Source organism: Klebsiella sp. M041 (assembly GCF_059759695.1).
Genome location: NZ_JCAXWU010000005.1, coordinates 262,261 through 287,301 on the forward strand (window position 1 = coordinate 262,261; position 25,041 = coordinate 287,301).

The window sequence follows — 25,041 nt, forward strand, 5'->3', positions numbered from 1 at the left end:
TCTCTGATGAGTTTTGATATTGCCAAATACCCGACCCTGGCGCTGGTAGATTCCACCCAGGAGTTGCGCCTGTTGCCAAAAGAGAGCCTGCCGAAGCTGTGTGATGAGCTGCGGCGCTACCTGCTGGACAGCGTCAGCCGCTCCAGCGGTCACTTTGCCTCTGGCCTCGGCACCGTGGAACTGACCGTGGCGCTGCACTACGTCTATAACACGCCCTTCGATCGCCTGATCTGGGACGTCGGCCACCAGGCCTACCCGCATAAAATTCTGACCGGCCGCCGCGACAAAATCGGCACCATTCGCCAGAAAGGCGGCCTGCACCCCTTCCCGTGGCGCGGTGAGAGCGAGTACGACGTACTGAGCGTCGGTCACTCCTCCACCTCCATTTCCGCTGGCATCGGGGTGGCTATCGCCGCCGCGAAAGAGGATAAGCAGCGGCGCGCGGTGTGCGTGATTGGCGACGGGGCGATCACCGCCGGCATGGCGTTTGAGGCGATGAACCACGCCGGAGATATCAAACCCGATCTGCTGGTGGTGCTGAATGACAATGAAATGTCGATCTCCGAGAACGTCGGCGCGCTGAACAATCATCTGGCGCAGCTGCTCTCCGGTAAGCTCTACTCCACCCTGCGCGAAGGCGGCAAAAAGGTCTTCTCCGGCGTACCGCCGATTAAAGAGCTGCTTAAGCGGACCGAAGAGCATATCAAAGGCATGGTGGTGCCTGGGACGCTGTTTGAAGAGCTGGGCTTTAACTACATCGGCCCGGTGGATGGCCACGATGTGCTCGGTCTGGTCAGCACTCTGAAGAACATGCGCGACCTGAAGGGGCCGCAGTTCCTGCATATTATGACCAAAAAAGGCCGCGGCTATGAGCCCGCCGAGAAAGACCCGATCACTTTCCACGCGGTGCCGAAGTTCGACCATACCAGCGGTGTGCTGCCCAAAAGCAGCGGCGGTCTCCCCTCCTACTCGAAAATCTTCGGCGACTGGCTGTGCGAAACGGCGGCCAAAGACAGCAAGCTGATGGCCATCACCCCGGCGATGCGCGAAGGTTCAGGGATGGTGGAATTTTCGAAGAAATTCCCCGATCAGTACTTTGACGTCGCCATCGCCGAGCAGCATGCGGTCACTTTCGCCGCCGGACTGGCGATTGGCGACTACAAGCCCGTCGTCGCCATCTACTCCACGTTCCTGCAGCGAGCCTACGATCAGGTGATCCACGATGTGGCTATTCAGAAGCTGCCGGTGCTGTTTGCCATCGACCGCGCCGGGATTGTCGGCGCAGACGGCCAGACGCATCAGGGGGCGTTCGATCTCTCCTTCCTGCGCTGTATTCCGGATATGGTGGTGATGACGCCGAGCGATGAAAATGAATGCCGCCAGATGCTGCACACCGGCTACCACTACAGCGACGGACCCTGCGCGGTGCGCTATCCGCGCGGCAGCGGCACCGGCGCGACGCTGGAGCCGCTGGCATCGCTGCCGATCGGCAAAGGGGTCGTGAAGCGCCAGGGCGAGAAGGTAGCGATCCTTAACTTCGGCACCCTGCTGCCGGAAGCCGCGGCGGTGGCGGACAAACTCAACGCCACCCTGGTGGATATGCGCTTTGTGAAGCCGCTGGATACCGCGCTGATCCTGCAGCTGGCAGGCGAGCACGACGTTCTGGTGACGCTGGAAGAGAACGCCATTATGGGCGGCGCCGGCAGCGGCGTGAATGAAGTGCTGATGGCCCATCGCCGGGCGGTACCGGTACTCAATATTGGCCTGCCGGATGTCTTTATTCCGCAGGGCACTCAGGAAGAGATCCGCGCCGACCTCGGCCTTGATGCCGCCGGCATTGAAGCCAAAATCCTCGACTGGCTGGCATAATCGCCCCTCCCGCTCCTGCTATGCTTAAGGGATACCCTTGATGAATAGCAGGAGCGCACTATGCACTATATCCCCCTCGGCGATACTGCCTTACGTGTTTCCCGACTCTGCCTCGGCTGCATGACCTTCGGCGAGCCGGACCGCGGCAGGCACGCCTGGACGCTTCCGGAAGAGAGCAGTCGCCCGCTCATTCAGCACGCCATTGAAGGCGGCATCAACTTCTTCGATACCGCCAACAGCTACTCCGACGGCAGCAGCGAAGAGATCGTCGGCCGCGCCCTGCGCGACTTTGCCCGCCGCGATGAGGTGATTGTCGCCACCAAGGTCTATCACCAGGTCGGCGATCTGGCGGAAGGGCTTTCCCGGGCGCAGATCCTGCGCTCCATCGACGACAGCCTGCGCCGTCTCGGGATGGACTATGTCGACCTGCTGCAGATCCACCGCTGGGACTACAGCACCCCGATTGAAGAGACGCTCGAAGCGCTGGACGAGGTGGTGAAAGCCGGCAAAGCGCGCTATATCGGCGCCTCGTCCATGCATGCCCGGCAGTTTGCCCAGGCGCTGGCGCTTCAGCAGCAGAACGGCTGGGCGCGCTTCGTCACCATGCAGGATCACTACAACCTGATTTACCGGGAAGAAGAGAATGAGATGCTGCCCCTGTGCCAGCGTAACGGCGTGGCGGTGATCCCGTGGAGCCCGCTGGCGCGCGGCAGGCTGACCCGCCCATGGGGTGAGACCACCGCCCGGCTGGTCTCGGATGAGTTCGGCAAATCGCTTTACAGCACCAGCGAAGAGAACGACGCGCAGATCGCCGGGAATCTCGCGGACGTGGCGGAAGAGCTCGACGCCAGTCGCGCGCAGGTCGCCCTCGCCTGGCTGTTAAGCAAGCCCGGCGTCGCAGCGCCGATTATCGGTCCGTCGCGTCAGGAGCAGCTCGATGACCTGCTGCAGGCGGTGGATTTGACGCTATCTTCGGAACAAATTGACAAACTGGAGGCGCCCTATCAGCCGCATCCGGTGGTGGGATTTAAGTGACGGGCGTGATTTCCCCGACAGCATGGCGCTGCCGGGGAGAAGCGGTCAAAGCAGACCGATCGGCCAGTGATGGCCAATAACATACAGCACGCCGGCGGAGATCACGCCGGCGACGATATCGTCCACCATGATCCCCATTCCGCCGTGAATATTGCGGTCAAACCAGCGAATCGGCCACGGTTTCCACATATCGAAGATACGGAAAATGACGAAGCCGGCGGCCACCCACTGCCAGTCGAGGGTCGGCAGCGCCATCAGGGTGATCCACATCCCGACGAACTCGTCCCAGACGATGCTGCCGTGGTCATGGGTGCCCATATCTTTGGCCGTACGATGGCACAGATAGACTCCGATACAGATGCTCATCATCACCACCAGCGAGTAGAGCTGCCAGGGGAGAAAAGTCATCAGATACCAGAACGGGATCGCCGCCAGCGAGCCCATCGTCCCCGGCACCACCGGGCTTAAGCCGCTGCCAAAGCCGGTCGCCAGCAGATGCCACGGATTACGCATACTCAGGCGGCTAAGCGCCTCGTCTCGACTACGCAAAGTGATCGTATCCCTTTAAATCAAGCGTGACCGGCTTACCGTCGCGGATAAACTGCAGACCTTCGCTCTCCGGCGCAATCTGTCCGATACAGGTAAAACGCGCGCCTAGATGGCCAAGGGCCACGTCCAGCGCCCCACGGTTCAGTTCCGGTACGGTAAAGCACAGTTCGTAATCTTCTCCACCGGCGAGCGCCCAGCGCAGCGCCTGCTCGGGCTCAACCTGGCGCAGCATGGCGTCGGAGTACGGCATGGCATCAAGATCGATGCGCGCGCCGCAGTCGCTGGCTTTGAGAATATGACCCAGATCGGAGATCAGGCCGTCGGAGAGATCGATGGCCGACGTCGCCAGGTCGCGCAGCGCCTGGCCCTGCAGCACGCGGGGCATCGGACGCAGGTGACGGGCCAGCAGGTAATCGGCATCCGTCGGCGCATCCACCGTCAGACGGTTCTGCAACAGCGCCAGGCCGGCGGCGCTGTCCCCCGGGGTGCCGGTGACATAGATCCAGTCTCCCGGCTTCGCGCCTGAACGTTTCATGGCGCGCCCTGGCGGCACAAAGCCGTGGATACCCAGGGTCATGGCGAGCGGGCCGCGGGTGGTATCGCCGCCAATCAGCTGCATATCGTAGTAGTCAAGCTGGACAAACAGGCTGTCGCTGAAGGCTTCCAGCCAGGCTTCATCCACCTCCGGCAAGGTCAGCGCCAGGGTGAGCCACGCCGGCTCCGCGCCCATCGCCGCGAGGTCGCTCAGGTTTACCGCCAGCGCTTTATAGGCGAGGTCGGCCGGGTCGATATCGGGTAAGAAGTGATTGCCCGCCACCAGAGTGTCGGTGCTGATTGCCAGCGTTTTTTTCTCGGGAATATTCAGGAGAGCGCAGTCGTCGCCGATACCGGTTTCGACATCAAGACGAGCGCTTTTAACGCGATCAAAATAACGGGCAATCAGGGAGAATTCGCCACATGCCATACGTTATGCCTCAGCAAAATAATAAATAAGGCCGGGTTGCGAGGCGACCCTCGCAAAACCCGGCCTGCAGTTTACTTCTTGTGGGGACGAATTACCGGAGCCGCTTTGTCCAGCACGCCGTTGACGAACTTGTGGCTATCTTCAGCGCCGAAGGTTTTCGCCAGTTCGATAGCTTCATTGATGGCCACTTTATACGGTACGTCATCACGTTTGGATAGCTCAAACAGCGCGATACGCAGCACCGCTTTTTCCACCTGACCCAGCTCTTCCAGCTGACGGGACAGGTAGGGCTTCATCAGGCCGTCGAGGTACGCGCTGTTAGTCGCCACTCCGGACAGCAGTTCGCGGAAATACAGAACATCAACATCTTTTACGTCCTGTTCCGCCAGGAACTGGTATTCGACATCAGCGATGTCGTTGTGGGACAACTGCCAGGAGTAGAGCGCCTGAACGGCACACTCACGGGCGCGGCGACGAGCAGCAGGTTTCACGGAATTCCCCTTACAAAAATCAGGCCTTGATGGCTTTCAATACGTTAATCATTTCCAGCGCGGTCAGCGCAGCTTCAGCGCCTTTGTTACCGGCTTTGGTGCCAGCGCGCTCGATGGCTTGTTCAATACTTTCAGTGGTCAGAACACCAAAGGCTACCGGGATTTCGCTGTCCTGAGCGACGTGCGCCAGGCCATTGCTGGCACCGCCAGCCACATATTCAAAGTGGGCGGTACCGCCGCGAATCACCGTACCCAGCGCAATCACCGCGTCATATTTACCGGTTTTCGCCAGTGCGCCAGCCGCCAGCGGCAGCTCGTACGCGCCTGGAACCCAAACAACGGTGATGTTTTCATCTTTTACCTGACCAATGCGTTTCAGGGCGTCAATCGCACCTTCCAGCAGGCTGTCATTGATAAAGTTGTTGAAACGCGCAATGGTGATGGCGACGCGAGCGTCCGGGGTAGCAACGTTAGCTTCAATAATGTTCATACTCTTCCTTCGGGTTCATGTGCCCCGCAAGGGGGGCGGATTTTATCATATTATTCTGAGCGCTGCTTCCTAATAATCAGGAAAGCCTCACGCAGTGGTTAAATGCAGGCAGACATCCGGGCCAACCTGACGTATCTCATTGAATTTGAAATGGGGCGCCTGGCTCAGTTCTTCAAGCCCCGGCAGCGCGCATAATCCACGCGCCGCATTGCCTAACAGTTTAGGCGCAATATAGACGATAAGCTCGTCGACCAGGCCCGCCTGCAGCAGCGCCCCGGCAAGCGTGGCCCCCGCCTCCACCCAGATGCTGTTGATCTGCTGTTTGCCAAGCAGCATCATCAGCAGCACCAGGTCGAGATGGCCGTTATGTTCCGGAACCAGCAGCGTGCGCACGCTGTCCGGCCACTGGCGCTCATCGGCGCCCAGGCGGGCAAACAGCGTTTCCCCCGCCTGCTGCACAATACGATGCTCAGGCGTGACGCGGTTCTGGCTGTCGATAACGACGCGCAGCGGCTGGCGCAAATTCTCTTCGGGATACAGCGCCTGGGTATCGGCGCTCAGCTCCTGCCAGCGCACGGTCAGCGCCGGATCGTCCGCCAGCACGGTAGCGCTGCTGGTCAGGATAGCATGGCTCTGGGCGCGCAAACGCTGCACGTCGCGTCGCGCCTGCGGGGAGGTGATCCACTGGCTTTCGCCGCTGGCCATCGCCGTGCGGCCGTCCAGCGAGGCGCCCAGCTTGAGCTGGACCCAGGGAAAACCGGTGCGCATCCGCTTCAGGAAGCCCTTATTCAGCGCTTCCGCCTCGTTCATCATCAGCCCGTGGCTGACGTCAATACCGGCCTGCTGCAGACGGTACAGGCCGCGCCCCGCCACCTGCGGGTTCGGATCCTGCATCGCGGCGACCACGCGGCTGACGCCGGCGGCAATCAGGGCGTCGCAGCACGGCGGCGTACGACCGTGGTGGCTGCAGGGCTCGAGGGTGACGTAGGCGGTGGCGCCGCGCGCCTTTTCCCCGGCCATCCGCAAGGCGTGCACTTCGGCATGCGGCTCGCCGGCGCGATAGTGGAACCCTTCGCCGACGATCTCGCCGTCTTTAACAATGACGCAGCCAACGTTAGGATTAGGATGGGTGGTAAAGCGACCGCGGGCGGCGAGCTTGAGCGCACGCGCCATGTACATTTCGTCCTGCATGGCTTAGTCCTGTAAGCGGGCGATCTCTTCGCCGAATTCTTTGATATCTTCGAAGCTGCGATAGACCGACGCGAAGCGAATATAGGCGACTTTATCCAGTTTTTTCAGCTGTTCCATCACCAGGTTGCCGATCATTTTGCTGGCCACTTCGCGCTCGCCGGTGCCGCGCAGATGGGTTTTGATATGGTTGACCGCCATTTCGACGTCATCGGCGCTGACCGGACGTTTCTCCAGCGCTTTCAGCATCCCACTGCGCAGCTTGTCTTCGTTGAAGGGTTCACGCACATCGTTACTCTTCACCACCCGCGGCATGACCAGCTCCGCCACTTCAAAGGTGGTAAAGCGCTCATTACAGACCAGACACTGCCGACGGCGACGCACGGAAGAGCCTTCCCCTACCAGACGAGAGTCGATCACTTTGGTATCCACGGCGAAACAGAAAGGGCAATGCATAGCGCGTCCTGACAGGTAGTTAAACTGAAGGGTAGTTTACCGCGAAGTGACCTGACTACAAAGAAAGAGCTTTTGAGACAAAGGATCTATGGGAGAGTCAGGCGGTTTGGCTACCATTAAGCATCCTCTGCAAACGGAATCCTGACCATGACAAGACGTTACCTGAAACTCGCCATCGCGGGCAGCCTGTTTACCCTGACCGCCTGCGCCCAGCAAAGCGAAATCCGCCAGATGCACCAGAGCGTGAGCACGCTGAGCCAGGAGATGACCCAGCTCAATCAGCAAACGATCAAAATTACCCAGCAAAACGCGCTGAACGCGAAATCTACCCGCGGCGTCTATCTGCTGCCGGAGGCGAAAACCCCGGCGCGGCTGGAGAGCCAGATCGGCACCCTGCGCATGTCGGTGGCGAGCATTACGCCGGATGGCGACGGGTCACGCCTGACCTTACGTATTCAGGGCGAATCCAACGATCCGCTGCCGGCCTTTACCGCCACCGTCGCCTCCGGACAGATCACCGGTACTACCCACAGCTACCAGGAAGTGAATGTTCAGGATCAATTGATCAGCGCCCCGGCCAGCATTCTCGCCCCCAGCGATGTCGATATCCCGCTGCGCCTGAACGTGACGCCGGACAAAGTCGGTTTTATTCGCGTCCACGATATCCAGCCCGCCGCCGCGCAGTAAGCCTTGCCGCCGGGCTTCCCCCTGCCCGGCGACGCCCTGTCCCGTTATTCTTATCCACTTACAACTTTTCGCAAGAGTTCATTAGAAATCGTTCTGCATCGCGATTTTCAGTAGCATTTTGTCAAGAAATGCATAGAATCGTGAACGCAATCGATTACGCATGTTCTGGTTATGTGAAACAACACGTATTTTTGTGAGCAATGATTCCTATAATAGACCCCCACAGAAACACGAAATATTTAGAAACGCTTCGGCACTTCTTTTAACGCCTTCAGGCTCAATTTAAACAGTGGCATTCCTATGAAAAAAACATTACTGGCAGCGGGTGCGGTTGTGGCGCTCTCCACTTCTTTTACCGCGGGCGCGGCAGAAAACGATAAACCGCAGTATCTGTCTGACTGGTGGCACCAGAGTGTTAACGTGGTGGGTAGCTACCACACCCGTTTTGGACCGCAGATCCGTAACGATACCTACCTGGAATACGAAGCGTTCGCCAAAAAAGACTGGTTTGATTTCTACGGCTATATCGATGCCCCGGTATTCTTCGGCGGCAACAGCACGGCAAAAGGTATCTGGAACAACGGCTCCCCGCTGTTTATGGAGATCGAACCGCGCTTCTCTATCGATAAGCTGACCAACACCGACCTGAGCTTCGGGCCGTTCAAAGAGTGGTATTTCGCGAACAACTATATCTACGATATGGGCCGCAATGACTCCCAGGAGCAGAGCACCTGGTATATGGGTCTGGGTACCGATATCGACACCGGCCTGCCGATGAGCCTGTCGCTGAACGTCTACGCCAAATACCAGTGGCAGAACTACGGCGCGTCCAACGAAAACGAGTGGGACGGCTACCGCTTCAAAGTGAAATACTTTGTGCCGCTGACCGACCTGTGGGGCGGTTCGCTGAGCTACATCGGCTTCACCAACTTCGACTGGGGCTCTGACCTCGGCGATGACAACTTCTACGATCTGAACGGGAAGCACGCGCGCACCAGCAACTCCATCGCCTCCAGCCATATCCTGGCGCTGAACTATGCGCACTGGCACTACTCGGTGGTGGCCCGTTACTTCCATAACGGCGGCCAGTGGGCTGACGATGCCAAGCTGAACTTCGGCGATGGCGATTTCAGCGTCCGCTCAACCGGTTGGGGTGGTTACTTCGTGGTTGGTTACAACTTCTGATTGCTGAAACGGCAGGACAGCGCCCGGGCCACCCGGGCGTTTTTATTTCTCCCACACGTCGCAGCGGACCTTGCGCAGAAAATCGCTTAACGAGCGGTCGGCGCACTCGCTGAATCGACGCTCGGTCGCCCTGACCGCCAGACAGCGGTCGAGGCGAAAGTTGCGATAATCATTGCGCAGCTCGCACCAGGCCACCAGCAGCCAGCGCTCCCCCCAGAAAAACAGCCCCAGCGGCAGCACGTCGCGCTCGGTCACCCGACCGGACTCATCCTGATAGCGCAGCGCCAGCACCTGCTGGCCGGAGACCGCCTGATGAATGACGTCAAAGAAGGTTTTGGCATAGCGATGGGCGCCGAGATCGGGGGCAAACAGGCGGGTCTGCTCCGCCTGGCGCCGGCGCGCCTCCGGCAGGATCGCCAGCATCTTCTCCTGGGCAGACTCCAGCGATTGCGACAGCGCCTCGCCGCCCCAGGTTTTCAGCAGCCGGATCGCGGCGATCAGCGCTTCGGATTCTTTGGTGGTCAGCATTAGCGGCGGCAGATCATAACCCGCCAGCAGGCGATAACCACTCCCCGCCTCGCCCTCCACCGGCACGCCGGAGAGGGAGAGATCGCGAATATCGCGATACACGGTGCGCTCCGACACGCCCAGCCGCTCCGCCAGCAGCGCGGCGGTGGTGAGCCGCCTGCCGCGCAGGATCTGCACAATCTGAAATAAACGGTCGGCGCGTCGGGTCATGTCTCACTTCACAAAAAGTTCAGGTTAAGCCGGTTGGTGTAGGCCGACGCGGTTGCCCTCGCTGTCAGTAAACAGCGCGATGGTGCCAATATCATTCGGCAGCGTCAGCGGCCCGAAAACACATGCCCCACCCGCCGAGGCAACGCGGTCGAGGGTGGCGGCAAGATGGTCTGTATGCAGGTAAATAATAGCGCCCTGCGCAGAGGGCGCGATACCCTCAAATTTGGCCAGCGCGCCGCCGGGGGCCGGATCCTGATGCGGGAACACCGCCAGCTCGGCGCAGTCCATGGTTTCGCGACGCAGCGTCACCTGCATCACCGGCTCATAAAACGCGACGGCGCGATCCATATCGGCGACCGGAATTTCAAACCAGTTAATCACGTTATTCATACATCCTCCTGCTCGTTAGTGAGTTCAGAAGGAGTGTATGGGAGGGCTCCTGACAGCATACTGTCAGCAGGTTTTGTCGCGGGCAAAAAAAATCCCGGCCGCCTGGCCGGGATTGCGTTATTTCAACTGAACCGTATTACGGCAGAATAGACGGCTGGTCCGCCCCTTCTTTTTCGACCTTCTGCTGCAGCAGATGCTCGCGCTTCATGCCCAGCTTCAACGCCAGCGCGGAGGCGACGTAGATAGAAGAAGCCGTACCGATGGAGACACCGATCAGCATGGTCAGCGAGAAGCCTTCCAGAATCGGGCCGCCGAACAGGAACAGCATCAGGATCACCATCAGGGTGGTCCCGGAGGTGATCAAGGTACGGTGCAGCGTCTGGGTCAACGACACGTTGAAGATCTCGTACGGCGTACCGCGGCGGATCTTACGGAAGTTTTCACGGATACGGTCCGATACCACGATACTGTCGTTCAGCGAGTAGCCGATAACCGACATCAACGAGGCCACAATGGTCAGGTCGATCTCGATATGGAACAGCGACAGCACCCCCATGGTGATCACCACGTCGTGCGCCAGGGCGATAACCACCCCCGCCGCCAGACGCCATTCGAAGCGGAAGCCGACGTAGATCAGGATACAGACCAGCGCGGCAATCAGCGCCAGGGCGCCGGTTTGCGCAAGGTCCGCGCCGACGCTCGGGCCGACAAACTCAATACGCTTCACCGCCGCGTTCTGGCTGGTCGATTCGTTAATCACCGTCACGACCTTGCTGCCCAGCTCCTGGCTGACGTTGGCGTCATGCACCGGCGGCATACGTACCATGATGTCGCGGCTGCTGCCAAAGTTCTGCACCTGCGGCTCTTCAAAGCCCGCTTTCTGCAGGGAATCGCGCATCTGGTCCAGATCGACCGGCTTCTCAAGGGTAATTTCGATCACCGTACCGCCGGTGAAATCGAGACCCCAGTTAAAGCCGCGGACGCCGATGATGGCGATCGACACAATCAGCAGAAAGCCTGAAATGCCGAAGGCCCAGTAATCCCAGCGCATAAAGTCCCAGACTTTACGGCCGTGGTTCAATTGTTCAACAGTATATTCCTGTGCCACAACGCACTCCTCAGATAGACAGCTTTTTAACGCGCTTGCCGCCGTACAGCAGGTTCACGATGGCACGGGTGCCGACGATAGCGGTAAACATTGAGGTCGCGATACCGATACCGGTGGTAATCGCAAACCCTTTAATGGCACCGGTACCGACCGCGTACAGGATGATCACTTTGATAAGCGTCGTCACGTTGGCGTCGAAGATCGAGCTGAACGCGCCGCGATAACCTTCGTCAATCGCCTGCTGAACGGTACGCCCGTTGCTCAGCTCTTCTTTGATACGCTCGTTGATCAGAACGTTAGCATCGACCGCCACCGCAAGGGTTAACACGATACCCGCGATGCCCGGCATGGTCAGCGTCGCCCCCGGGATCAGGGACATAATGCCGACAATCAGCACCAGGTTGGCAATCAGCGCCGAGGTCGCAATCAGACCGAACTTCTTATAGAAGAGGATCATGAACAGGATAGAGACCACCAGACCGGCCAGACAGGCTTCCAGACCCTGCTTGATGTTCTGCATGCCAAGGGTTGGGCCGATAGTCCGCTCTTCGACGATCTGAATCGGCGCAATCAACGCGCCGGCACGCAGCAGCAGCGACAGCTGGCGCGCTTCGTTCGGGTTGCTGATACCGGTAATACGGAAGCTGTTACCCAGACGCGACTGGATGTTGGCGATGTTAATCACCTCTTCCTCTTTCGCCAGGATAGCGCGACCGTTGGCGTCTTTCTTACCGCTGTCTTTATACTCCACGAACAGGGTCGCCATCGGCTTGCCGATGTTGTCCTTGGTGAAGTTGGACATGATGTTGCCGCCCGCGCTGTCCAGCGAGATGTTGACCTGCGGCTGGTTGTACTCATCCATGCTGGAGGTCGAGTCGGTGATATGGTCACCGGTCAGGATCACCCGCTTGTACAGCACCACCGGCTGGCCTTCACGCGTCTCTTTCACTTCCGAGTCGCCCGGCACGCGGCCTGAGGCGGCGGCGGACTGGTCCACGTTGGTATTGACCAGACGGAACTCGAGGGTCGCGGTCGCGCCAAGGATCTCCTTCGCCCGCGCGGTATCCTGGATACCCGGCAGCTCAACCACGATGCGGTCAGCGCCCTGACGCTGAACCAGCGGTTCGGCGACGCCCAGCTGGTTCACACGGTTACGCAGAATGTTAATGTTCTGCTGAACAGCATACTCACGAGCTTCTTTCAGGCGCTCATCGGTCATCACCGCTTTCAGGCTGTTGTCACCCTGAGAGGAGATCACCAGATCGCGATGGCGAGGGCTGAGATAAGAGATAGCCTGGTCGCGCGCCGCGCTGTCGCGGAAGACGATGCTCAGACCATAGTTGTCTTCCTTACGCACGGTCGCGTAAGGAATGCCTTTGTCGCGCAGCTCGCTGCGCAGGCTATCGATGTTCTGTTCCTGCAGTTTGCCTAACGCGGTGTCCATGTCGACTTCCATCAGGAAGTGCACGCCGCCGCGCAGATCAAGACCCAGCTTCATCGGCTCGGCATAGAGTGCCGCCAGCCAGCGTGGGGTTGCCGGAGCAAGGTTTAGCGCCACGACGTATTTGTCACCCAACACGGTAAGCAGCGCTTCACGCGCACGCAGCTGGGTATCAGTGGTGTCGAAGCGCGCAAGAATAGCGCCCTCTTCCAGTGCCACAGACTTCGCGGTAATTTTTTCTTCTTGTAAAGTTTTCTGGACCTGGATCAGCGTTTGCTCACTGGCGGCGACGCCGCGCGCGCCAGTGATTTGAACAGCCGGATCCTCACCATACAGGTTGGGAAGCGCATAGATCAGGCCGACGACAATGACGACGACCAGCATGACATACTTCCACAAAGGATAACGGTTTAACACGGCAGTTCCCTTTGGGAAAAGTTAGATTACAGCGCCTTCATGGTGCCTTTCGGCAGAACGGCAGCAACGAAGTCACGTTTGATAACCACTTCAGTGGTATCGTTCAGCGCGATAGCAATGTAGCCAGTTTCCGCTACTTTGGTCACGCGACCGACCAGACCGCCGTTGGTCAGCACTTCATCACCTTTGGCGATGGAGTTCATCAGGTTCTTATGTTCCTTGGTGCGCTTCTGCTGTGGACGCAGGATCATGAAGTAAAAAATCAGACCGAACACCACCAGCATCAGAATCAGAGACATCGGGCTGCCCTGCGCCGGTGCACCCGTTGCCGCTACCGCATCAGAAATAAAAAAGCTCATTGAAATTCCCTCATTATTAAAATTAATCAACGTTCAAAGGAGGCACGGTGCGCCCCTGACGTTGGTAAAAATCGGTCACGAAGCTCTCTAATTTACCCTCTTCGATAGCCTTGCGTAAACCAGCCATTAAACGCTGATAGTAGCGCAGGTTATGAATGGTATTGAGACGCGCGCCCAATATTTCGTTGCAACGGTCAAGGTGATGCAAGTAAGCGCGTGAATAATTGCGACATGTATAGCAATCACACTCGGCGTCCAGCGGCGCGGTATCGCTTTTGTGCTTCGCGTTGCGGATTTTCACCACGCCGTCGGTGACGAACAGGTGGCCGTTACGCGCGTTGCGCGTCGGCATGACGCAGTCGAACATATCGATACCGCGACGTACCCCTTCCACCAGATCTTCCGGCTTCCCGACGCCCATCAGGTATCGTGGTTTATCGGCCGGGATCTGCGGGCAGACGTGCTCCAGAATACGGTGCATGTCTTCCTTCGGCTCGCCGACCGCCAAACCGCCGACAGCGTAGCCATCAAAGCCAATCTCTACCAGACCTTTCACCGAGATATCACGTAAATCTTCGTAAACGCTGCCCTGAATGATGCCGAACAGCGCATTTTTATTGCCAAGGCTATCGAAACGGTCGCGGCTGCGCTTCGCCCAGCGCAGAGACATTTCCATCGAGCGCTTGGCGTAATCCCAGTCCGCCGGGTACGGCGTACATTCGTCGAAGATCATCACGATATCGGAACCGAGATCGTACTGAATCTCCATGGATTTTTCCGGATCGAGGAAAATCGGATCGCCGTTGATCGGGTTACGGAAGTGGACGCCCTGCTCGGTGATCTTACGGATATCGCCAAGGCTGAACACCTGGAAGCCGCCGGAGTCGGTCAGGATCGGTCCTTTCCACTGCATAAAATCGTGCAGATCGCCGTGCAGCTTCATGATCTCCTGACCCGGGCGCAGCCACAGGTGGAAGGTGTTGCCGAGAATAATCTGCGCGCCGGTGGCTTCCACCTCTTCCGGCGTCATCCCTTTGACGGTGCCGTAGGTGCCAACGGGCATAAAGGCCGGTGTTTCCACCACGCCGCGCTCAAACACCAGGCGACCGCGGCGGGCGCGACCGTCGGTGGTATCCAGTTCAAATTTCATGCTTGCTCCTGCGTCAGAAAAACAGTCCGACGTTTTGATACTCGCCACGGAATGATTCCGTGGCTAAAAATGCGTCATGGCGTGCTAAAAGCCGGCGGGCCGGCCTTTTCAGGGACGCTCAGAAATAGCCTGCGGATTGTACGTGATAAACATCGCATCCCCGTAGCTAAAAAAGCGATATTTCTGCTCCACCGCTACCTTATAGGCGTTCATGGTGTGCTGATAACCCGCAAACGCCGACACCAGCATAATCAGTGTGGATTCAGGGAGATGGAAGTTGGTCACCAGCGCATCGATCACCTGGTACTGATAACCCGGATAGATGAAAATCTGCGTATCGTCGAAGAACGGCGCGATCAGGGCGTCTTTCGCCGCCTGCGCCGCGCTCTCCAGCGAGCGTACCGAGGTGGTGCCCACCGCGATCACGCGATTGCCGCGCGCTTTCGCCGCCAGCACCGCATCAACCACCTCCTGCGGCACTTCCGCATATTCTGAGTGCATCGTGTGCTCTTCAATGCTGTCGACGCGCACCGGCTGGAAGGTACCCGCGCCCACGTGCAGGGTGACAAACGCCATCTCAACGCCTTTAGCGCGCAGTTTATCCAGCAGCGGTTCGTCGAAGTGCAGACCCGCGGTCGGGGCGGCTACCGCGCCCGGCCGGGTACCGTAGACGGTTTGATAGAGCTCGCGGTCAGCGTCTTCGTCCGGGCGATCAATGTAGGGCGGCAGCGGCATATGGCCGATCCCGTTAAGGATCTCCAGCACCGGTCGCTCGTCGTTAAATTCCACTTCAAACAGCGCGCCGTGACGCGCCAGCATGGTGGCCTGAATGCTCTCGTCGTCGCCCAGCAGCAGCTCGGCGCCCGGCTTCGGCGCTTTCGAGGCGCGAATATGGGCGAGGATGCGCTTATCATCCAGCATCCGCTCCACCAGCACTTCAATCTTGCCGCCGCTGGCCTTGCGGCCGAACAGACGCGCCGGGATCACCCGGGTGTTGTTAAACACCAGCAGATCGCCGGGATTGAGCTTATCGAGGATGTCGGTGAAGGTGCCATGCGTCAGCGCGCCCGTCGGCCCGTCCAGGGAGAGTAAGCGGCAGCTACTGCGCTCAGGCATCGGATAGTGGGCGATCAGGGATTCGGGTAGTTCAAAAGCAAAATCGGTAACGCGCATGACGATAACTCAGACTGAATAAAGAGGCGGGTAGTCTAGTGCCGGGGCGGTCTGCCTGCAACCTTTACCCCTCCGGATGAATGACATAATCTATATTCCAAATCATTCCGAATGCCGCCATGCGGCAGCCGAATGCATCACCGGTGGCAGAGGGCCGCGCGCGGCCAGACAGCACGCCATCCGGGCACCGGGGCTGCCGTTCAGGGCGACGCGCAGCGCTACACCGCTCACTCTGCCCGCCAGAAAGTATTTGAAGGATGTCGTCACTATGAATTTTCTCGCCCACCTGCACCTGGCCCATCTCGCCGGCAGTTCGCTGCCCGGCAATCTGATGGCCGACTTTGTGCGCGGCAACCCGCAGGGCGACTATCCGGCGGAGATTGTTGACGGCATCTATATGCATCGGCGGATTGACGTGCTGACTGACAACCTTGCGGAAGTCAAAGAGGCGCGGGAGTGGTTTCGCCCGCAGACCCGCCGCGTCGCCCCGATCACCCTCGACGTCATGTGGGATCATTTCCTGTCGCAGCACTGGGCGCAGCTCTCCCCTGACCTACCGCTGGAGGAGTTCGTGCGCTACGCCGAGCGGCAGATCGTGCCGATCCTTCCCGACTCGCCGCCCCGCTTCGTCAATCTCAACCAATATCTGTGGTCGGAGCGCTGGCTGGAGCGCTATCAGGAGATGGATTTTATTCAGCGCGTGCTTAACGGCATGGCCAGCCGCCGCCCGCGTCTCGAGGCGCTGCGCGACTCCTGGCAGGATCTGGATACCCACTACGACCGGCTGGAGGGGCAGTTCTGGCGCTTTTATCCGCAGATGATGCGTCAGGCGAAAAACAAACAGCTGTAATCACTGCGACATTGATAGGTAAAAGCTGGCTGAACGATTGTCGGTGCCTCTTTGTGTTATTGGCGGACAGGCTCTATACTTGCCGGCGTTGCGTTTTAAATAACCTTAGTAATTACAGGAGAATCAAATGGTTCTGGTCACTCGTCAAGCGCCGGATTTTACTGCAGCCGCTGTGCTGGGTAATGGTGAGATCGTTGAGAAATTCAATTTCAAACAGCACACCAACGGTAAACCTACCGTTCTGTTCTTCTGGCCGATGGACTTCACCTTCGTTTGCCCGTCTGAGCTGATCGCGTTCGACAAACGTTACGAAGAATTCCAGAAACGCGGTGTGGAAGTGGTTGGCGTTTCCTTCGACTCCGAGTTCGTGCACAACGCATGGCGTAACACCCCGGTAGACCAGGGCGGCATCGGCCCGGTTAAATACGCGATGGTTGCTGACATCAAACGTGAAATCCAGAAAGCTTACGGTATCGAGCATCCGGACGAAGGCGTTGCCCTGCGCGGTTCCTTCCTGATCGACGCTAACGGCGTGGTTCGCCACCAGGTGGTTAACGACCTGCCGCTGGGCCGTAACATCGACGAAATGCTGCGCATGGTTGACGCGCTGCAGTTCCACGAAGAGCACGGCGAAGTTTGCCCGGCGCAGTGGGAAAAAGGAAAAGAAGGTATGGCTGCCTCTCCGGAAGGCGTTGCAAAATACCTGACCGAAAACGTCTCCAGCCTGTAATCGGCACACGTTTTTATAAAAGGCTCGCTCAGGCGGGCCTTTTTTGTTAGCGATGTCAAAATTTAGGAAAATGACCCGGCGATATTTGTGACCAGGAATACACTTCTGCCGAAAAATTTCGCTCTGCCTCTCATTTTTTCTCTGTCAAATTTCAGCGCCAAATCTCAACCACTCCATAACTCACTGAAAATCATATAAATTATTTATATGGTTTTCTGCCGGCACTTTGCCGTCGATGTGATCGCCATCAATATTTAAAACCGCGGATGTGATCTCATCCATCATTTTTATCAATGTATTTAGTCATGATTTTACTCAGGAACAGGAATACGTTCAGGAGAAGAGAATGGATATTATTTTTGACCCGACGTTAATTGCCCTGAAGCAGAATATTTCCCATGCGGAAGAGGCCATCGAACTGGCGGGTTCTTTACTCGCCAGGCGTCAGATTTGCAGCGCCGAATATGTCAGCGAGATGCTGACGGTATACGAAGATTTTGGCGCCGCCATCGTGATAGATGACGGGATTGCCATGCCGCACGCCCGCCCGGAAAAAGGGGCATTGCAGACCGGATTTTCGCTTGTCACCACCGCCAAGCCAGTGACCTTCGGCCACGATGAGTTCGATCCGGTTACCGTCGTCATCGCCATCGCCGGCGCCGATGCTGACAGTCATATCAAAATGATCCAACTGATAGCCTCGCTGATCGAGTCAGATATCGTGACCTTTCTTCAGCAGGAAACTGACGTGAATTCAGTCTTACATTTCATCCAAAAACAAATGGAGTAGTCATTATGTTAGTTATCAGAACGGTTTGTGGTAACGGTATTGGCAGTTCATTGATGGCTGCGAATAATGTGAAGAAGATCTGTGAAGAATTAGGTATCAAAGCGGACGTCGCCTCGGTCGATTTTGCTAACGCCGTCGGGGAAAAAGCCGACCTTTATGTCACGATCAAAGAACTGGCAAATCAATTTCCGGCCCACTGTCATGTCGCCATTATTCGCAGCTATGTCCATAAAGCAAAAATCGCCGAGGATATTACCGACGCGCTGATGAAAATTGCTGCGACTCACTCTTAATCAGCATAGAGGGAACGACCATGCAGGCTATTCTTAGTTTCTTAACGGAAATATTCAGTCAACCCGCTTTTTTAATGGGGCTTATCGCCTTCGTTGGCTTAGTGGCGCTGCGCTCCCCCGGCAACAAACTCCTTACCGGCACATTAAAGCCGATTTTAGGCTATTTGATGTTGAGCGCTGGCGCAGGCGTTATCGTTGCCAATCTCAACCCGTTGGGCGGCATTATCGAAGCGGGATTTAATATCCGCGGCGTTATTCCGAACAATGAAGCCATTGTCTCCGTCGCCCAGAAGATGCTGGGCGTGGAAACCATGAGTATTTTGCTGTTGGGCTTTATTTTCAATCTGATCATTGCCCGCTGCACAAAATATAAATATATCTTTCTCACCGGTCATCACTCATTCTTTCTCGCCTGCCTGTTCTCCGCCGTCCTGCAGGCGGCGGAGTTCCAGGGCTGGATGTTGATCCTGATCGGCGGATTCCTGCTGGGCTCATGGTCGGCCATCTCCCCCGCCATTGGCCAGCGTTACACCAGGCAGGTGACCGAGGACGGCGGGATCGCCATGGGCCATTTCGGCTCACTGGGCTACTACCTCTCGGCGTGGATCGCCAGCCGGACCGGTAATCCGGCAAACTCCTTCGCCGATACCGAAATCTCAGAGAAATGGGGTTTTCTGCGCGATACCACCGTCACCACCGGTATCGTGATGTTTGTCATCTACTTTGTCTGCAGCGCTGTCGCCGGGTCGGCGTACCTGAGCACCATCACCGACCAGAACATGCTGATCTTCTCCGTGCTGACCGGTCTGCAGTTCGCCGTTGGCGTAGCCATTGTCTACAACGGCGTGCGCTTGATCCTGGGCGATCTGGTGCCGGCATTCCAGGGCATCAGCCAGAAACTGATCCCGGACTCCATCCCGGCCGTTGACTGCGCGGTGTTCTTCACCTTTAGCCCCACCGCAGTGGTGGTGGGATTCATCAGCTCCTTTGTGGGCGGGCTGGTCGGGATGCTCATGCTCGGCGGACTGGGCATGGCGCTGATTATTCCCGGCATGGTGCCGCACTTCTTCTGCGGCGGTACCTCCGGGGTCTTTGCCGACAAGCTGGGCGGTAAGCGCGGTTGTATCATCGCCGCCTTTATCGGCGGGATCTTCCTGGCCTTCCTGCCGGCGATGCTGCTGCCGGCGCTCGGCAACCTCGGGTTTGAAAACAGCACCTTCGCCGATTTCGACTTCGCGGTGTGGGGCATCATTATCGGTAACGCGTTTACCCAGTTTGGCCAGGTCACTATCTACCTGATTTGTCTGGCGCTGCTCGTCGCGCTGCTGGCGCCTTTCTGCTTCCGTCAGGTACGGGTGGTGGGCAACACGCTCAGCTATGAGGAGCTTATCGCCAAGCAGAAAAATGAATAAGCGAGGTCATTTTTCCCGGCGGGACGGTCAAGCTTCCCGCCGCTGACAAATAATCAGGAGTGGTTATGGCTATTTTGTCCATTGGATTTGCTTGTTTCGATCAGTTTTTCTTTCTCAATGAATGGCCCCAGGAGAATACTAAAAATTTTTGTCATGATTTTATCGAAAGCGGCGGCGGCCCGGCGGCCAATGCGGCCTGGCTGCTGGGATTATGGGGGGAGGAGGTCTATTACATCGGCCATCTGCATCAGGATCTTTACGGTCAGCGCATTATCGATGAGTTTGCCGAAGCGGGCGTGGATACCAGCCAGGTGGTTTTCTCCGATGACATGATCACCCCGCTGGCCTCGGTGCTCGTTAATCGCTTAACGGGTTCGCGGACGATTATTACCCGCAAGATGCAAACACCGCCTTCCCTGACCTACGATCAAAAGCTCAAACTGGACGACCTCGCCGAGCGACTGATTGCCGCCGAGGAGCCAGTCACTATTTTAATTGACGGCCATGAGGCGGAAATCAGTGAATATTTAATTAAGAAACTGCCCAACGCCAGAGTCGTGATGGACGGTGGGTCACTGCGTGCCAGCAATATTAAACTGGCGGCCTGGACCGACTATTTTGTGGTGAGCGAACATTTTGCCCGCGACTATATGAGCTATCGCTCGCTGAGCACCGAAGCAGAAATTAAAGCGGCGCTGATTGAGCTGAATAAAATTTGCCGCGGCGAGGCATTTATTACCCTTGGCGAAAAAGGCTGCGCTTTTTTAAAAAGCGGTATGCTGCAGATCGTTCCTTCCTGGCTGTGCAATGCCGTGGATACCACCGGAGCCGGGGATGTATTTCACGGCGCCTTCACATATGGCGTCCACTACTCATGGCACATAGATAATATTATTTTATTTGCCAGCCTCACCGCCGCCATTTCTATTGAGAAAAAAGGGGTACGGGAATCTATGCCGGACCTGGCGGTCGTCCACCACTCGTTAAATAGCTACGAGAGAAACTTAAAGCAATATTTTGAAGAATAACTGTATTTAATAAATATCAAGAGGTGAATATGTTAGTGTCGATGAAGGACATGCTTCAGCATGCCCTGAGGGACGGCTACGCCGTCGGTCAGTTCAACATTAATAATCTGGAATGGGTTGGCGCCGTATTAAGCACCGCCCAGCAGTGCCGCTCACCGGTTATTTTGGGCGTGTCCGGCGGCACGGTTAAGCATATGCTCGGGTTAAAATGTATTCATGACATCGTGGTTAACGCCATGGAGTATTTACATATTGATGTTCCGGTGGCGCTGCATCTGGATCATGGCACCACCCGGGAGGCCTGCGAAGCGGCGATCGCCGCCGGCTTCAGTTCCATTATGTTTGATGGCTCGCATCTGCCGTTCAGGGAAAACCTGGCCATTACCCGCCACCTGGTGACGCTGGCGCACAGCAAAGGTATCTCCGTGGAGGCCGAACTGGGGACTATCGCTGGTAGCGAAGACGGCATTGTCAATTCCGAAGTCATCTATGCCGATCCGCAGGAGTGCTACACCCTGGTGACAGAAACCCAGGTGGACTGCCTCGCCGCCGCGCTGGGCTCCACCCATGGCCTGTATAAAGGCAAAGCCAGGCTGGGATTTAGCGAGATGAAAGCCATTGCCGAGCGAGTGAAGGTTCCGCTGGTACTGCATGGCGGCACCGGTATTGCCGATGAGGATATGCGCCGGGCGATTGCCTGCGGCACCGCCAAGATTAACGTTAATACCGAAAATATGTACGCCTGGTGCCAGCAGGTGCAGGCGATCTTCGCTGCCGATACCGGGCACGATGTGAACGATCCGCGGAAAGTGATCGCCCAAGGGCTGCAGCCGGTACGCGAGATGATTGCCCGCCGCATGGCGCTATTTGGCTCACAGCAGCGCTATTGATGCGGGAAAGGTGGCTGAGACCTCCGCCCCTGAGCTACCGGGGCGGAGGCGTCAGGCATCAGAAGGCAAAGCAGGAGCAGCCCAGCACGCCCCAGAAGGCCTGCTCGTCGGAGACCGGGATCGACGATTTCCGCGCGATATCATGCTGATGGCCGTGAACGCCGCAGCTACCGCAGCACTGGTGCATCTGTACCATGGCGCCAATTTTAGCCGCCGCCGGCGGAGCGGAACGGTAATGGCCCGGGACCTTCACCACCGGCGACCACTCCGGCAGCACCGGAATCGGCGGCGGCGCCAGCGGCGAGAAGTGACCGGCGGCATACACCACTTTGCCGTCAACCACCGTCAGCACCGACTCAATGCCTTTGATCTCCTCTTCCGCGACGCTGAAATAGTCCTTCGACAGCACCACCAGATCGGCAAGCTGACCGGCGGCCAGACGGCCCTTTTTCCCCTGCTCGCTGGAGAACCAGGCGCTGCCCGCCGTCCACAGCTCCAGCGCGACATCGCGCGGCAGCCGGTTGTTGTCGTCATACATCGCCATCCCGCCGACGGTGCGCCCGGAGACCAGCCAGTACAGCGCGGTCCACGGGTTATAGCTGGCGACGCGAGTGGCATCGGTCCCCAACCCTACCGGTACGTCCAGCTCCAGCATTTTCGCCACCGGCGGCGTATGTTTCACCGCCTCTTTGCCGTAGCGATCGACAAAATATTCGCCCTGGAAGGCCATCCGGTGCTGCACCGCAATGCCGCCCCCCAGCGCCTTCACCCGCTCAATATTGCGCTCGGTAATGGTCTCGGCATGGTCGAAGAACCAGTGCAGGCCATTAAACGGAATGTCGCGGTTCACCTTCTCAAACACGTCCAGCATCCGGCTGATGGACTCGTCGTAGGTGGCATGCAGGCGGAACGGCCAGCGATGTTCCACCAGGTGGCGCACCACCCGCTCCAGCTCATCCTCCATGCCTTGCGGCAGATCCGGCCGCGGCTGCAGGAAATCTTCAAAATCCGCCGCCGAAAATACCAGCATCTCGCCGGCGCCGTTGGCGCGATAGAAGTCGGTCCCCTGCCCCGGCTTCAGCATGTCGGTCCAGCGTTCGAAGTCCTCCAGCTCCTGCTTCGGCCGCTGGGTAAACAGGTTGTAGGCGATGCGCACGGTCATTTGCTCTTTCGCGTGCAGCTGTTCGATAATTTCGTAATCTTCCGGGTAGTTCTGGAAACCGCCCCCGGCGTCGATGGCGCTGGTCAGCCCCAGCCGGTTCAGCTCGCGCATAAACTGGCGGGTGGAGTTCACCTGCAGATCCAGCGGCAGCTTCGGCCCTTTGGCCAGGGTGGCGTAGAGGATCATGGCGTTTGGTTTGGCGATCAGCATCCCGGTCGGGTTGCCGTGGCTATCGCGGACGATCTCGCCGCCCGCCGGATCCGGCGTCTCTTTGGTATATCCCACAGCTTTCAGCGCCGCGCGGTTCAGCAGCGCGCGATCGTAAAGATGCAGCACAAACACCGGCGTATCGGGCGCCGCGTCGTTTAGCTCTTCCAGGGTCGGCATCCGTCGTTCGGCGAACTGGAATTCGCTCCAGCCGCCGACCACCCGCACCCACTGCGGGGAGGGTGTCCGATCCGCCTGCTCCTTGAGCATTCGCAGCGCATCGGCCAGCGAGGGCACCCCCTCCCAGCGGAGCTCAAGGTTGTAGTTCAACCCACCGCGGATCAGGTGCAGGTGAGAATCGTTGAGGCCCGGGATCACCGTATGCCCTTTGAGATCGACGATCTGCGTCCCCTCGGCGGCAAAGCTCATGATCCGATCGTGGCTTCCGGTGGCAACAATTTTTCCGTCGGCGATGGCCACGGCTTCCGCCAGCGGATTCGCGCGATCGAGGGTATGAATCTGGCCGTGGGTCAGAATCAGTGTGGCAGTTTGCGACATAACGCACTCCTTGGGGAGGCTGACTCAGTTTTTCTTCAACCAGCCAGCAAACAGGCGGGTCACGATGGGCATCCAGAACCAGACCACCAGCGCAACCACGCAGGCATCATTGATCAGGTGCAGCAGCAGGCTCCCCTTCAGCGAGGGCAACAGCATGCCGGTCACCGCCGGCACCAGGTTGGTGCTGGGGAAAATCACCAGCAGGGTGATCAGAAACTGTTTCCAGCGCCGCGGCTGGCGCACATTTGCCACCGGCGGGGTAAACCAGAAGGCCGGTTCGGTCCGCACCTCCGTCCGATCGCCCTCCGTCAGCAGCGGGGCAATCTCTGCCACCAGCTGACGACGGGTTTCCGACTGCGTCCAGGCGTAGAGATGCTCCAGGGTGTCGAAGCGGATAATCACGCTCCACAGATTCTGCCCTGCGGCGGGCCGGATCACATTCGCCCCGAGATGGCCGGGAAATTCAGCCGCGATGGGCATGATTTTGCCGAGCCACTCTTCGTAGCGCTGGCCGTGTTGCGGATCGAGCAGATGGCTGATGACCAGGGTCACCGATTTTTGCTGCGCCATAAAGAGTTCCTTGCTTCAGGGGAATGGCAGGATTGCTCCTGCCATTAGCGATAAATGGCTCTGCACAACATCATTCATGCTGCGTCTGGGCGGACAAACCCAGCCAACAAAGAGGCAGCCTGAAGGATGAAGTGAGTTACGCTTTACGCTCTGGCGCGCCGTGCACCATGGTATAAGCGTAATCCACGCCCATCCCGTAGGCGCCGCTGTGTTCGCGCACCAGGTCCATGACCGCATCGTAAGTCGCTTTGCGCGACCAGTCGCGCTGGTACTCCAGCAACACCTGCTGCCAGGTCACCGGCACCGCACCCGCCTGCACCATCCGGTCAATAGAACGCTCATGGGCGTCGACAGAAGTACCGCCGGAGGTATCGGTGACCACATACACTTCGTAGCCCGCCTCCAGGGCCATCAGCGCCGGAAACGTCAGGCAAACTTCGGTCCACAGAGCGGAGATCACCAGCTTTTTACGGCCGGTCGCTTTCACCGCCGCGACGAAGGCATCGTCTTCCCAGGAGTTCATTGAAGTACGCTCAATCGGCTTGACGTCAGGATGCACGGCCAATAATTCCGGCCAGATATAACCGCTGAAGCTTTTGGTCTCTACGGAAGTGTAAATCACCGGTACATTAAAAATTTTGCCGGCTTTGGCCAGCGCCACGGTGTTATTTTTGAGGGTCTGGCGATCGATATTCGCCACGCCAAATGACATCTGTGGTTGATGATCAATAAAGATAAGGGCGGAATTAGTGGGATCGAGCAGTTCACGAATGGACATTAAATACCTTCTTAATCAATGAGTTAAAAAGATGACATGATGGTTAATGCGTCGTGTAGATCCTGACTGATAAAGCATGGTGA

General features: G+C 57.9%; 28 protein-coding genes and 1 pseudogene. 11 read left to right on the forward strand and 18 right to left on the reverse strand.

What is annotated here, in order from left to right:
* Positions 1 to 6 precede the first annotated feature (6 nt).
* A complete protein-coding gene (gene dxs, locus AC6CWS_RS08525) occupies positions 7 to 1,869 on the forward strand; it encodes a 1-deoxy-D-xylulose-5-phosphate synthase (RefSeq protein WP_023288599.1) in 1,863 nt (620 codons plus the stop codon).
* 60 nt (positions 1,870 to 1,929) lie between these two features.
* Positions 1,930 to 2,904 (forward strand): aldo/keto reductase, encoded by a 975-nt coding sequence (locus AC6CWS_RS08530; protein ID WP_023288598.1) that lies wholly within the window; start codon positions 1,930 to 1,932, stop codon positions 2,902 to 2,904.
* Between the two features lie 45 nt (positions 2,905 to 2,949).
* Here AC6CWS_RS08530 and pgpA read toward each other — a convergent pair whose 3' ends face one another.
* The 6 genes from pgpA to nrdR all read right to left on the reverse strand — a co-directional run bounded on the left by pgpA (position 2,950) and on the right by nrdR (position 7,042).
* A complete protein-coding gene (pgpA, locus tag AC6CWS_RS08535) occupies positions 2,950 to 3,453 on the reverse strand; it encodes a phosphatidylglycerophosphatase A (protein WP_004177266.1) in 504 nt (167 codons plus the stop codon).
* Complete coding sequence (gene thiL / locus AC6CWS_RS08540; RefSeq protein WP_023288597.1) at positions 3,446 to 4,417, reverse strand: thiamine-phosphate kinase; 972 nt, start codon at positions 4,415 to 4,417, stop codon at positions 3,446 to 3,448. The genes pgpA and thiL overlap by 8 nt, the downstream gene beginning before the upstream one ends.
* A 71-nt stretch (positions 4,418 to 4,488) precedes the next feature.
* Positions 4,489 to 4,908, reverse strand: coding sequence for a transcription antitermination factor NusB (nusB, locus tag AC6CWS_RS08545; RefSeq protein ID WP_002891356.1), 420 nt, complete (start codon positions 4,906 to 4,908; stop codon positions 4,489 to 4,491).
* Positions 4,909 to 4,927: 19 nt separating this feature from the next.
* Positions 4,928 to 5,398, reverse strand: a complete 471-nt coding sequence (ribH, locus tag AC6CWS_RS08550) for a 6,7-dimethyl-8-ribityllumazine synthase (RefSeq protein ID WP_001021161.1) — start codon at positions 5,396 to 5,398, stop codon at positions 4,928 to 4,930.
* 87 nt (positions 5,399 to 5,485) lie between these two features.
* Positions 5,486 to 6,589, reverse strand: a complete 1,104-nt coding sequence (ribD, locus tag AC6CWS_RS08555) for a bifunctional diaminohydroxyphosphoribosylaminopyrimidine deaminase/5-amino-6-(5-phosphoribosylamino)uracil reductase RibD (protein WP_065882832.1) — start codon at positions 6,587 to 6,589, stop codon at positions 5,486 to 5,488.
* Positions 6,590 to 6,592: 3 nt separating this feature from the next.
* Positions 6,593 to 7,042 (reverse strand): transcriptional regulator NrdR, encoded by a 450-nt coding sequence (gene nrdR, locus AC6CWS_RS08560; protein ID WP_002890417.1) that lies wholly within the window; start codon positions 7,040 to 7,042, stop codon positions 6,593 to 6,595.
* Between the two features lie 147 nt (positions 7,043 to 7,189).
* Here nrdR and AC6CWS_RS08565 point away from each other — a divergent pair, with 147 nt between their 5' ends.
* Together AC6CWS_RS08565 and AC6CWS_RS08570 are read left to right on the forward strand one after the other, a co-directional pair.
* Positions 7,190 to 7,729, forward strand: coding sequence for a SadB/YajI family lipoprotein (locus tag AC6CWS_RS08565; protein ID WP_023288595.1), 540 nt, complete (start codon positions 7,190 to 7,192; stop codon positions 7,727 to 7,729).
* 300 nt (positions 7,730 to 8,029) lie between these two features.
* Positions 8,030 to 8,914: a nucleoside-specific channel-forming protein Tsx gene (locus tag AC6CWS_RS08570; RefSeq protein WP_004204836.1), complete on the forward strand. Its 885-nt coding sequence runs from the start codon at positions 8,030 to 8,032 to the stop codon at positions 8,912 to 8,914.
* 42 nt (positions 8,915 to 8,956) lie between these two features.
* Here AC6CWS_RS08570 and AC6CWS_RS08575 read toward each other — a convergent pair whose 3' ends face one another.
* The 8 genes and pseudogenes from AC6CWS_RS08575 to AC6CWS_RS08610 form a co-directional block, all read right to left on the reverse strand.
* Positions 8,957 to 9,652 carry a helix-turn-helix transcriptional regulator gene (locus tag AC6CWS_RS08575; protein WP_023288594.1) on the reverse strand — a complete coding sequence of 232 codons (696 nt, stop codon included), beginning with the start codon at positions 9,650 to 9,652 and terminating at the stop codon, positions 8,957 to 8,959.
* A 24-nt stretch (positions 9,653 to 9,676) separates the two neighbouring features.
* The gene (locus AC6CWS_RS08580) at positions 9,677 to 10,042 is read right to left on the reverse strand and encodes a VOC family protein (protein WP_016160371.1); all 366 of its coding nucleotides are present in this window, start codon (positions 10,040 to 10,042) and stop codon (positions 9,677 to 9,679) included.
* A gap of 136 nt (positions 10,043 to 10,178) precedes the next feature.
* Positions 10,179 to 11,150: a protein translocase subunit SecF gene (gene secF / locus AC6CWS_RS08585; RefSeq protein ID WP_008805371.1), complete on the reverse strand. Its 972-nt coding sequence runs from the start codon at positions 11,148 to 11,150 to the stop codon at positions 10,179 to 10,181.
* Between the two features lie 10 nt (positions 11,151 to 11,160).
* On the reverse strand, positions 11,161 to 13,008 hold the full coding sequence (secD, locus tag AC6CWS_RS08590) for a protein translocase subunit SecD (RefSeq protein WP_008805370.1): 1,848 nt from the start codon (positions 13,006 to 13,008) through the stop codon (positions 11,161 to 11,163).
* A 26-nt stretch (positions 13,009 to 13,034) separates the two neighbouring features.
* Positions 13,035 to 13,367, reverse strand: a complete 333-nt coding sequence (gene yajC / locus AC6CWS_RS08595; protein ID WP_002890398.1) for a preprotein translocase subunit YajC — start codon at positions 13,365 to 13,367, stop codon at positions 13,035 to 13,037.
* Positions 13,368 to 13,389: 22 nt separating this feature from the next.
* Positions 13,390 to 14,517 (reverse strand): tRNA guanosine(34) transglycosylase Tgt, encoded by a 1,128-nt coding sequence (gene tgt, locus AC6CWS_RS08600; protein ID WP_002890395.1) that lies wholly within the window; start codon positions 14,515 to 14,517, stop codon positions 13,390 to 13,392.
* Between the two features lie 108 nt (positions 14,518 to 14,625).
* Positions 14,626 to 15,690: a tRNA preQ1(34) S-adenosylmethionine ribosyltransferase-isomerase QueA gene (gene queA, locus AC6CWS_RS08605; RefSeq protein WP_004204841.1), complete on the reverse strand. Its 1,065-nt coding sequence runs from the start codon at positions 15,688 to 15,690 to the stop codon at positions 14,626 to 14,628.
* Positions 15,691 to 15,754: 64 nt separating this feature from the next.
* Positions 15,755 to 15,870 (reverse strand): annotated as a pseudogene (locus AC6CWS_RS08610) (hypothetical protein).
* A gap of 88 nt (positions 15,871 to 15,958) precedes the next feature.
* Between AC6CWS_RS08610 and acpH the strand changes: the two are divergent.
* The gene (acpH, locus tag AC6CWS_RS08615; protein WP_065882833.1) at positions 15,959 to 16,540 is read left to right on the forward strand and encodes an ACP phosphodiesterase; all 582 of its coding nucleotides are present in this window, start codon (positions 15,959 to 15,961) and stop codon (positions 16,538 to 16,540) included.
* A gap of 127 nt (positions 16,541 to 16,667) precedes the next feature.
* The gene (locus AC6CWS_RS08620; protein WP_004178733.1) at positions 16,668 to 17,270 is read left to right on the forward strand and encodes a peroxiredoxin; all 603 of its coding nucleotides are present in this window, start codon (positions 16,668 to 16,670) and stop codon (positions 17,268 to 17,270) included.
* A gap of 180 nt (positions 17,271 to 17,450) precedes the next feature.
* Here the strand turns inward: AC6CWS_RS08620 and AC6CWS_RS08625 are convergent, their stop codons facing one another.
* Positions 17,451 to 17,561 (reverse strand): hypothetical protein, encoded by a 111-nt coding sequence (locus AC6CWS_RS08625; protein ID WP_065882852.1) that lies wholly within the window; start codon positions 17,559 to 17,561, stop codon positions 17,451 to 17,453.
* Between the two features lie 55 nt (positions 17,562 to 17,616).
* Here AC6CWS_RS08625 and AC6CWS_RS08630 point away from each other — a divergent pair, with 55 nt between their 5' ends.
* The 5 genes from AC6CWS_RS08630 to fba all read left to right on the forward strand — a co-directional run bounded on the left by AC6CWS_RS08630 (position 17,617) and on the right by fba (position 21,683).
* The gene (locus AC6CWS_RS08630; RefSeq protein WP_065882834.1) at positions 17,617 to 18,060 is read left to right on the forward strand and encodes a PTS sugar transporter subunit IIA; all 444 of its coding nucleotides are present in this window, start codon (positions 17,617 to 17,619) and stop codon (positions 18,058 to 18,060) included.
* A gap of 5 nt (positions 18,061 to 18,065) precedes the next feature.
* Complete coding sequence (locus AC6CWS_RS08635; protein WP_017898931.1) at positions 18,066 to 18,353, forward strand: PTS sugar transporter subunit IIB; 288 nt, start codon at positions 18,066 to 18,068, stop codon at positions 18,351 to 18,353.
* A 20-nt stretch (positions 18,354 to 18,373) separates the two neighbouring features.
* Entirely contained in the window at positions 18,374 to 19,765 is a 1,392-nt protein-coding gene (ulaA, locus tag AC6CWS_RS08640; protein WP_032453580.1) for a PTS ascorbate transporter subunit IIC, read from the forward strand.
* Positions 19,766 to 19,830: 65 nt separating this feature from the next.
* Positions 19,831 to 20,793, forward strand: a complete 963-nt coding sequence (locus AC6CWS_RS08645; protein WP_032453579.1) for a carbohydrate kinase family protein — start codon at positions 19,831 to 19,833, stop codon at positions 20,791 to 20,793.
* Positions 20,794 to 20,828: 35 nt separating this feature from the next.
* On the forward strand, positions 20,829 to 21,683 hold the full coding sequence (gene fba / locus AC6CWS_RS08650) for a class II fructose-1,6-bisphosphate aldolase (RefSeq protein WP_074442639.1): 855 nt from the start codon (positions 20,829 to 20,831) through the stop codon (positions 21,681 to 21,683).
* A 58-nt stretch (positions 21,684 to 21,741) separates the two neighbouring features.
* On the opposite strand, the gene AC6CWS_RS08655 is transcribed toward fba, so the two are convergent.
* The 3 genes from AC6CWS_RS08655 to AC6CWS_RS08665 all read right to left on the reverse strand — a co-directional run bounded on the left by AC6CWS_RS08655 (position 21,742) and on the right by AC6CWS_RS08665 (position 24,958).
* Complete coding sequence (locus AC6CWS_RS08655; protein WP_023288587.1) at positions 21,742 to 23,610, reverse strand: amidohydrolase; 1,869 nt, start codon at positions 23,608 to 23,610, stop codon at positions 21,742 to 21,744.
* Positions 23,611 to 23,634: 24 nt separating this feature from the next.
* On the reverse strand, positions 23,635 to 24,180 hold the full coding sequence (locus AC6CWS_RS08660) for an antibiotic biosynthesis monooxygenase (RefSeq protein WP_023288586.1): 546 nt from the start codon (positions 24,178 to 24,180) through the stop codon (positions 23,635 to 23,637).
* Between the two features lie 136 nt (positions 24,181 to 24,316).
* A complete protein-coding gene (locus AC6CWS_RS08665) occupies positions 24,317 to 24,958 on the reverse strand; it encodes a hydrolase (RefSeq protein WP_002890357.1) in 642 nt (213 codons plus the stop codon).
* Between the last annotated feature and the right edge of the window lie 83 nt (positions 24,959 to 25,041).

Excerpts from the sequence above, each read along its gene's own strand:
- ulaA (WP_032453580.1), top strand. The coding sequence starts at position 18,374 with ATGCAGGCTATTCTTAGTTTCTTAACGGAAATATTCAGTCAACCCGCT.
- AC6CWS_RS08645 (WP_032453579.1), top strand. The coding sequence starts at position 19,831 with ATGGCTATTTTGTCCATTGGATTTGCTTGTTTCGATCAGTTTTTCTTT.
- AC6CWS_RS08580 (WP_016160371.1), bottom strand. The coding sequence starts at position 10,042 with ATGAATAACGTGATTAACTGGTTTGAAATTCCGGTCGCCGATATGGAT.
- AC6CWS_RS08630 (WP_065882834.1), top strand. The coding sequence starts at position 17,617 with ATGGATATTATTTTTGACCCGACGTTAATTGCCCTGAAGCAGAATATT.
- dxs (WP_023288599.1), top strand. The coding sequence starts at position 7 with ATGAGTTTTGATATTGCCAAATACCCGACCCTGGCGCTGGTAGATTCC.
- thiL (WP_023288597.1), bottom strand. The coding sequence starts at position 4,417 with ATGGCATGTGGCGAATTCTCCCTGATTGCCCGTTATTTTGATCGCGTT.
- AC6CWS_RS08575 (WP_023288594.1), bottom strand. The coding sequence starts at position 9,652 with ATGACCCGACGCGCCGACCGTTTATTTCAGATTGTGCAGATCCTGCGC.
- queA (WP_004204841.1), bottom strand. The coding sequence starts at position 15,690 with ATGCGCGTTACCGATTTTGCTTTTGAACTACCCGAATCCCTGATCGCC.
- AC6CWS_RS08665 (WP_002890357.1), bottom strand. The coding sequence starts at position 24,958 with ATGTCCATTCGTGAACTGCTCGATCCCACTAATTCCGCCCTTATCTTT.
- ribH (WP_001021161.1), bottom strand. The coding sequence starts at position 5,398 with ATGAACATTATTGAAGCTAACGTTGCTACCCCGGACGCTCGCGTCGCC.
- yajC (WP_002890398.1), bottom strand. The coding sequence starts at position 13,367 with ATGAGCTTTTTTATTTCTGATGCGGTAGCGGCAACGGGTGCACCGGCG.
- nrdR (WP_002890417.1), bottom strand. The coding sequence starts at position 7,042 with ATGCATTGCCCTTTCTGTTTCGCCGTGGATACCAAAGTGATCGACTCT.
- ribD (WP_065882832.1), bottom strand. The coding sequence starts at position 6,589 with ATGCAGGACGAAATGTACATGGCGCGTGCGCTCAAGCTCGCCGCCCGC.
- AC6CWS_RS08660 (WP_023288586.1), bottom strand. The coding sequence starts at position 24,180 with ATGGCGCAGCAAAAATCGGTGACCCTGGTCATCAGCCATCTGCTCGAT.
- AC6CWS_RS08620 (WP_004178733.1), top strand. The coding sequence starts at position 16,668 with ATGGTTCTGGTCACTCGTCAAGCGCCGGATTTTACTGCAGCCGCTGTG.
- acpH (WP_065882833.1), top strand. The coding sequence starts at position 15,959 with ATGAATTTTCTCGCCCACCTGCACCTGGCCCATCTCGCCGGCAGTTCG.
- tgt (WP_002890395.1), bottom strand. The coding sequence starts at position 14,517 with ATGAAATTTGAACTGGATACCACCGACGGTCGCGCCCGCCGCGGTCGC.
- AC6CWS_RS08570 (WP_004204836.1), top strand. The coding sequence starts at position 8,030 with ATGAAAAAAACATTACTGGCAGCGGGTGCGGTTGTGGCGCTCTCCACT.
- AC6CWS_RS08655 (WP_023288587.1), bottom strand. The coding sequence starts at position 23,610 with ATGTCGCAAACTGCCACACTGATTCTGACCCACGGCCAGATTCATACC.
- AC6CWS_RS08635 (WP_017898931.1), top strand. The coding sequence starts at position 18,066 with ATGTTAGTTATCAGAACGGTTTGTGGTAACGGTATTGGCAGTTCATTG.
- AC6CWS_RS08565 (WP_023288595.1), top strand. The coding sequence starts at position 7,190 with ATGACAAGACGTTACCTGAAACTCGCCATCGCGGGCAGCCTGTTTACC.
- AC6CWS_RS08530 (WP_023288598.1), top strand. The coding sequence starts at position 1,930 with ATGCACTATATCCCCCTCGGCGATACTGCCTTACGTGTTTCCCGACTC.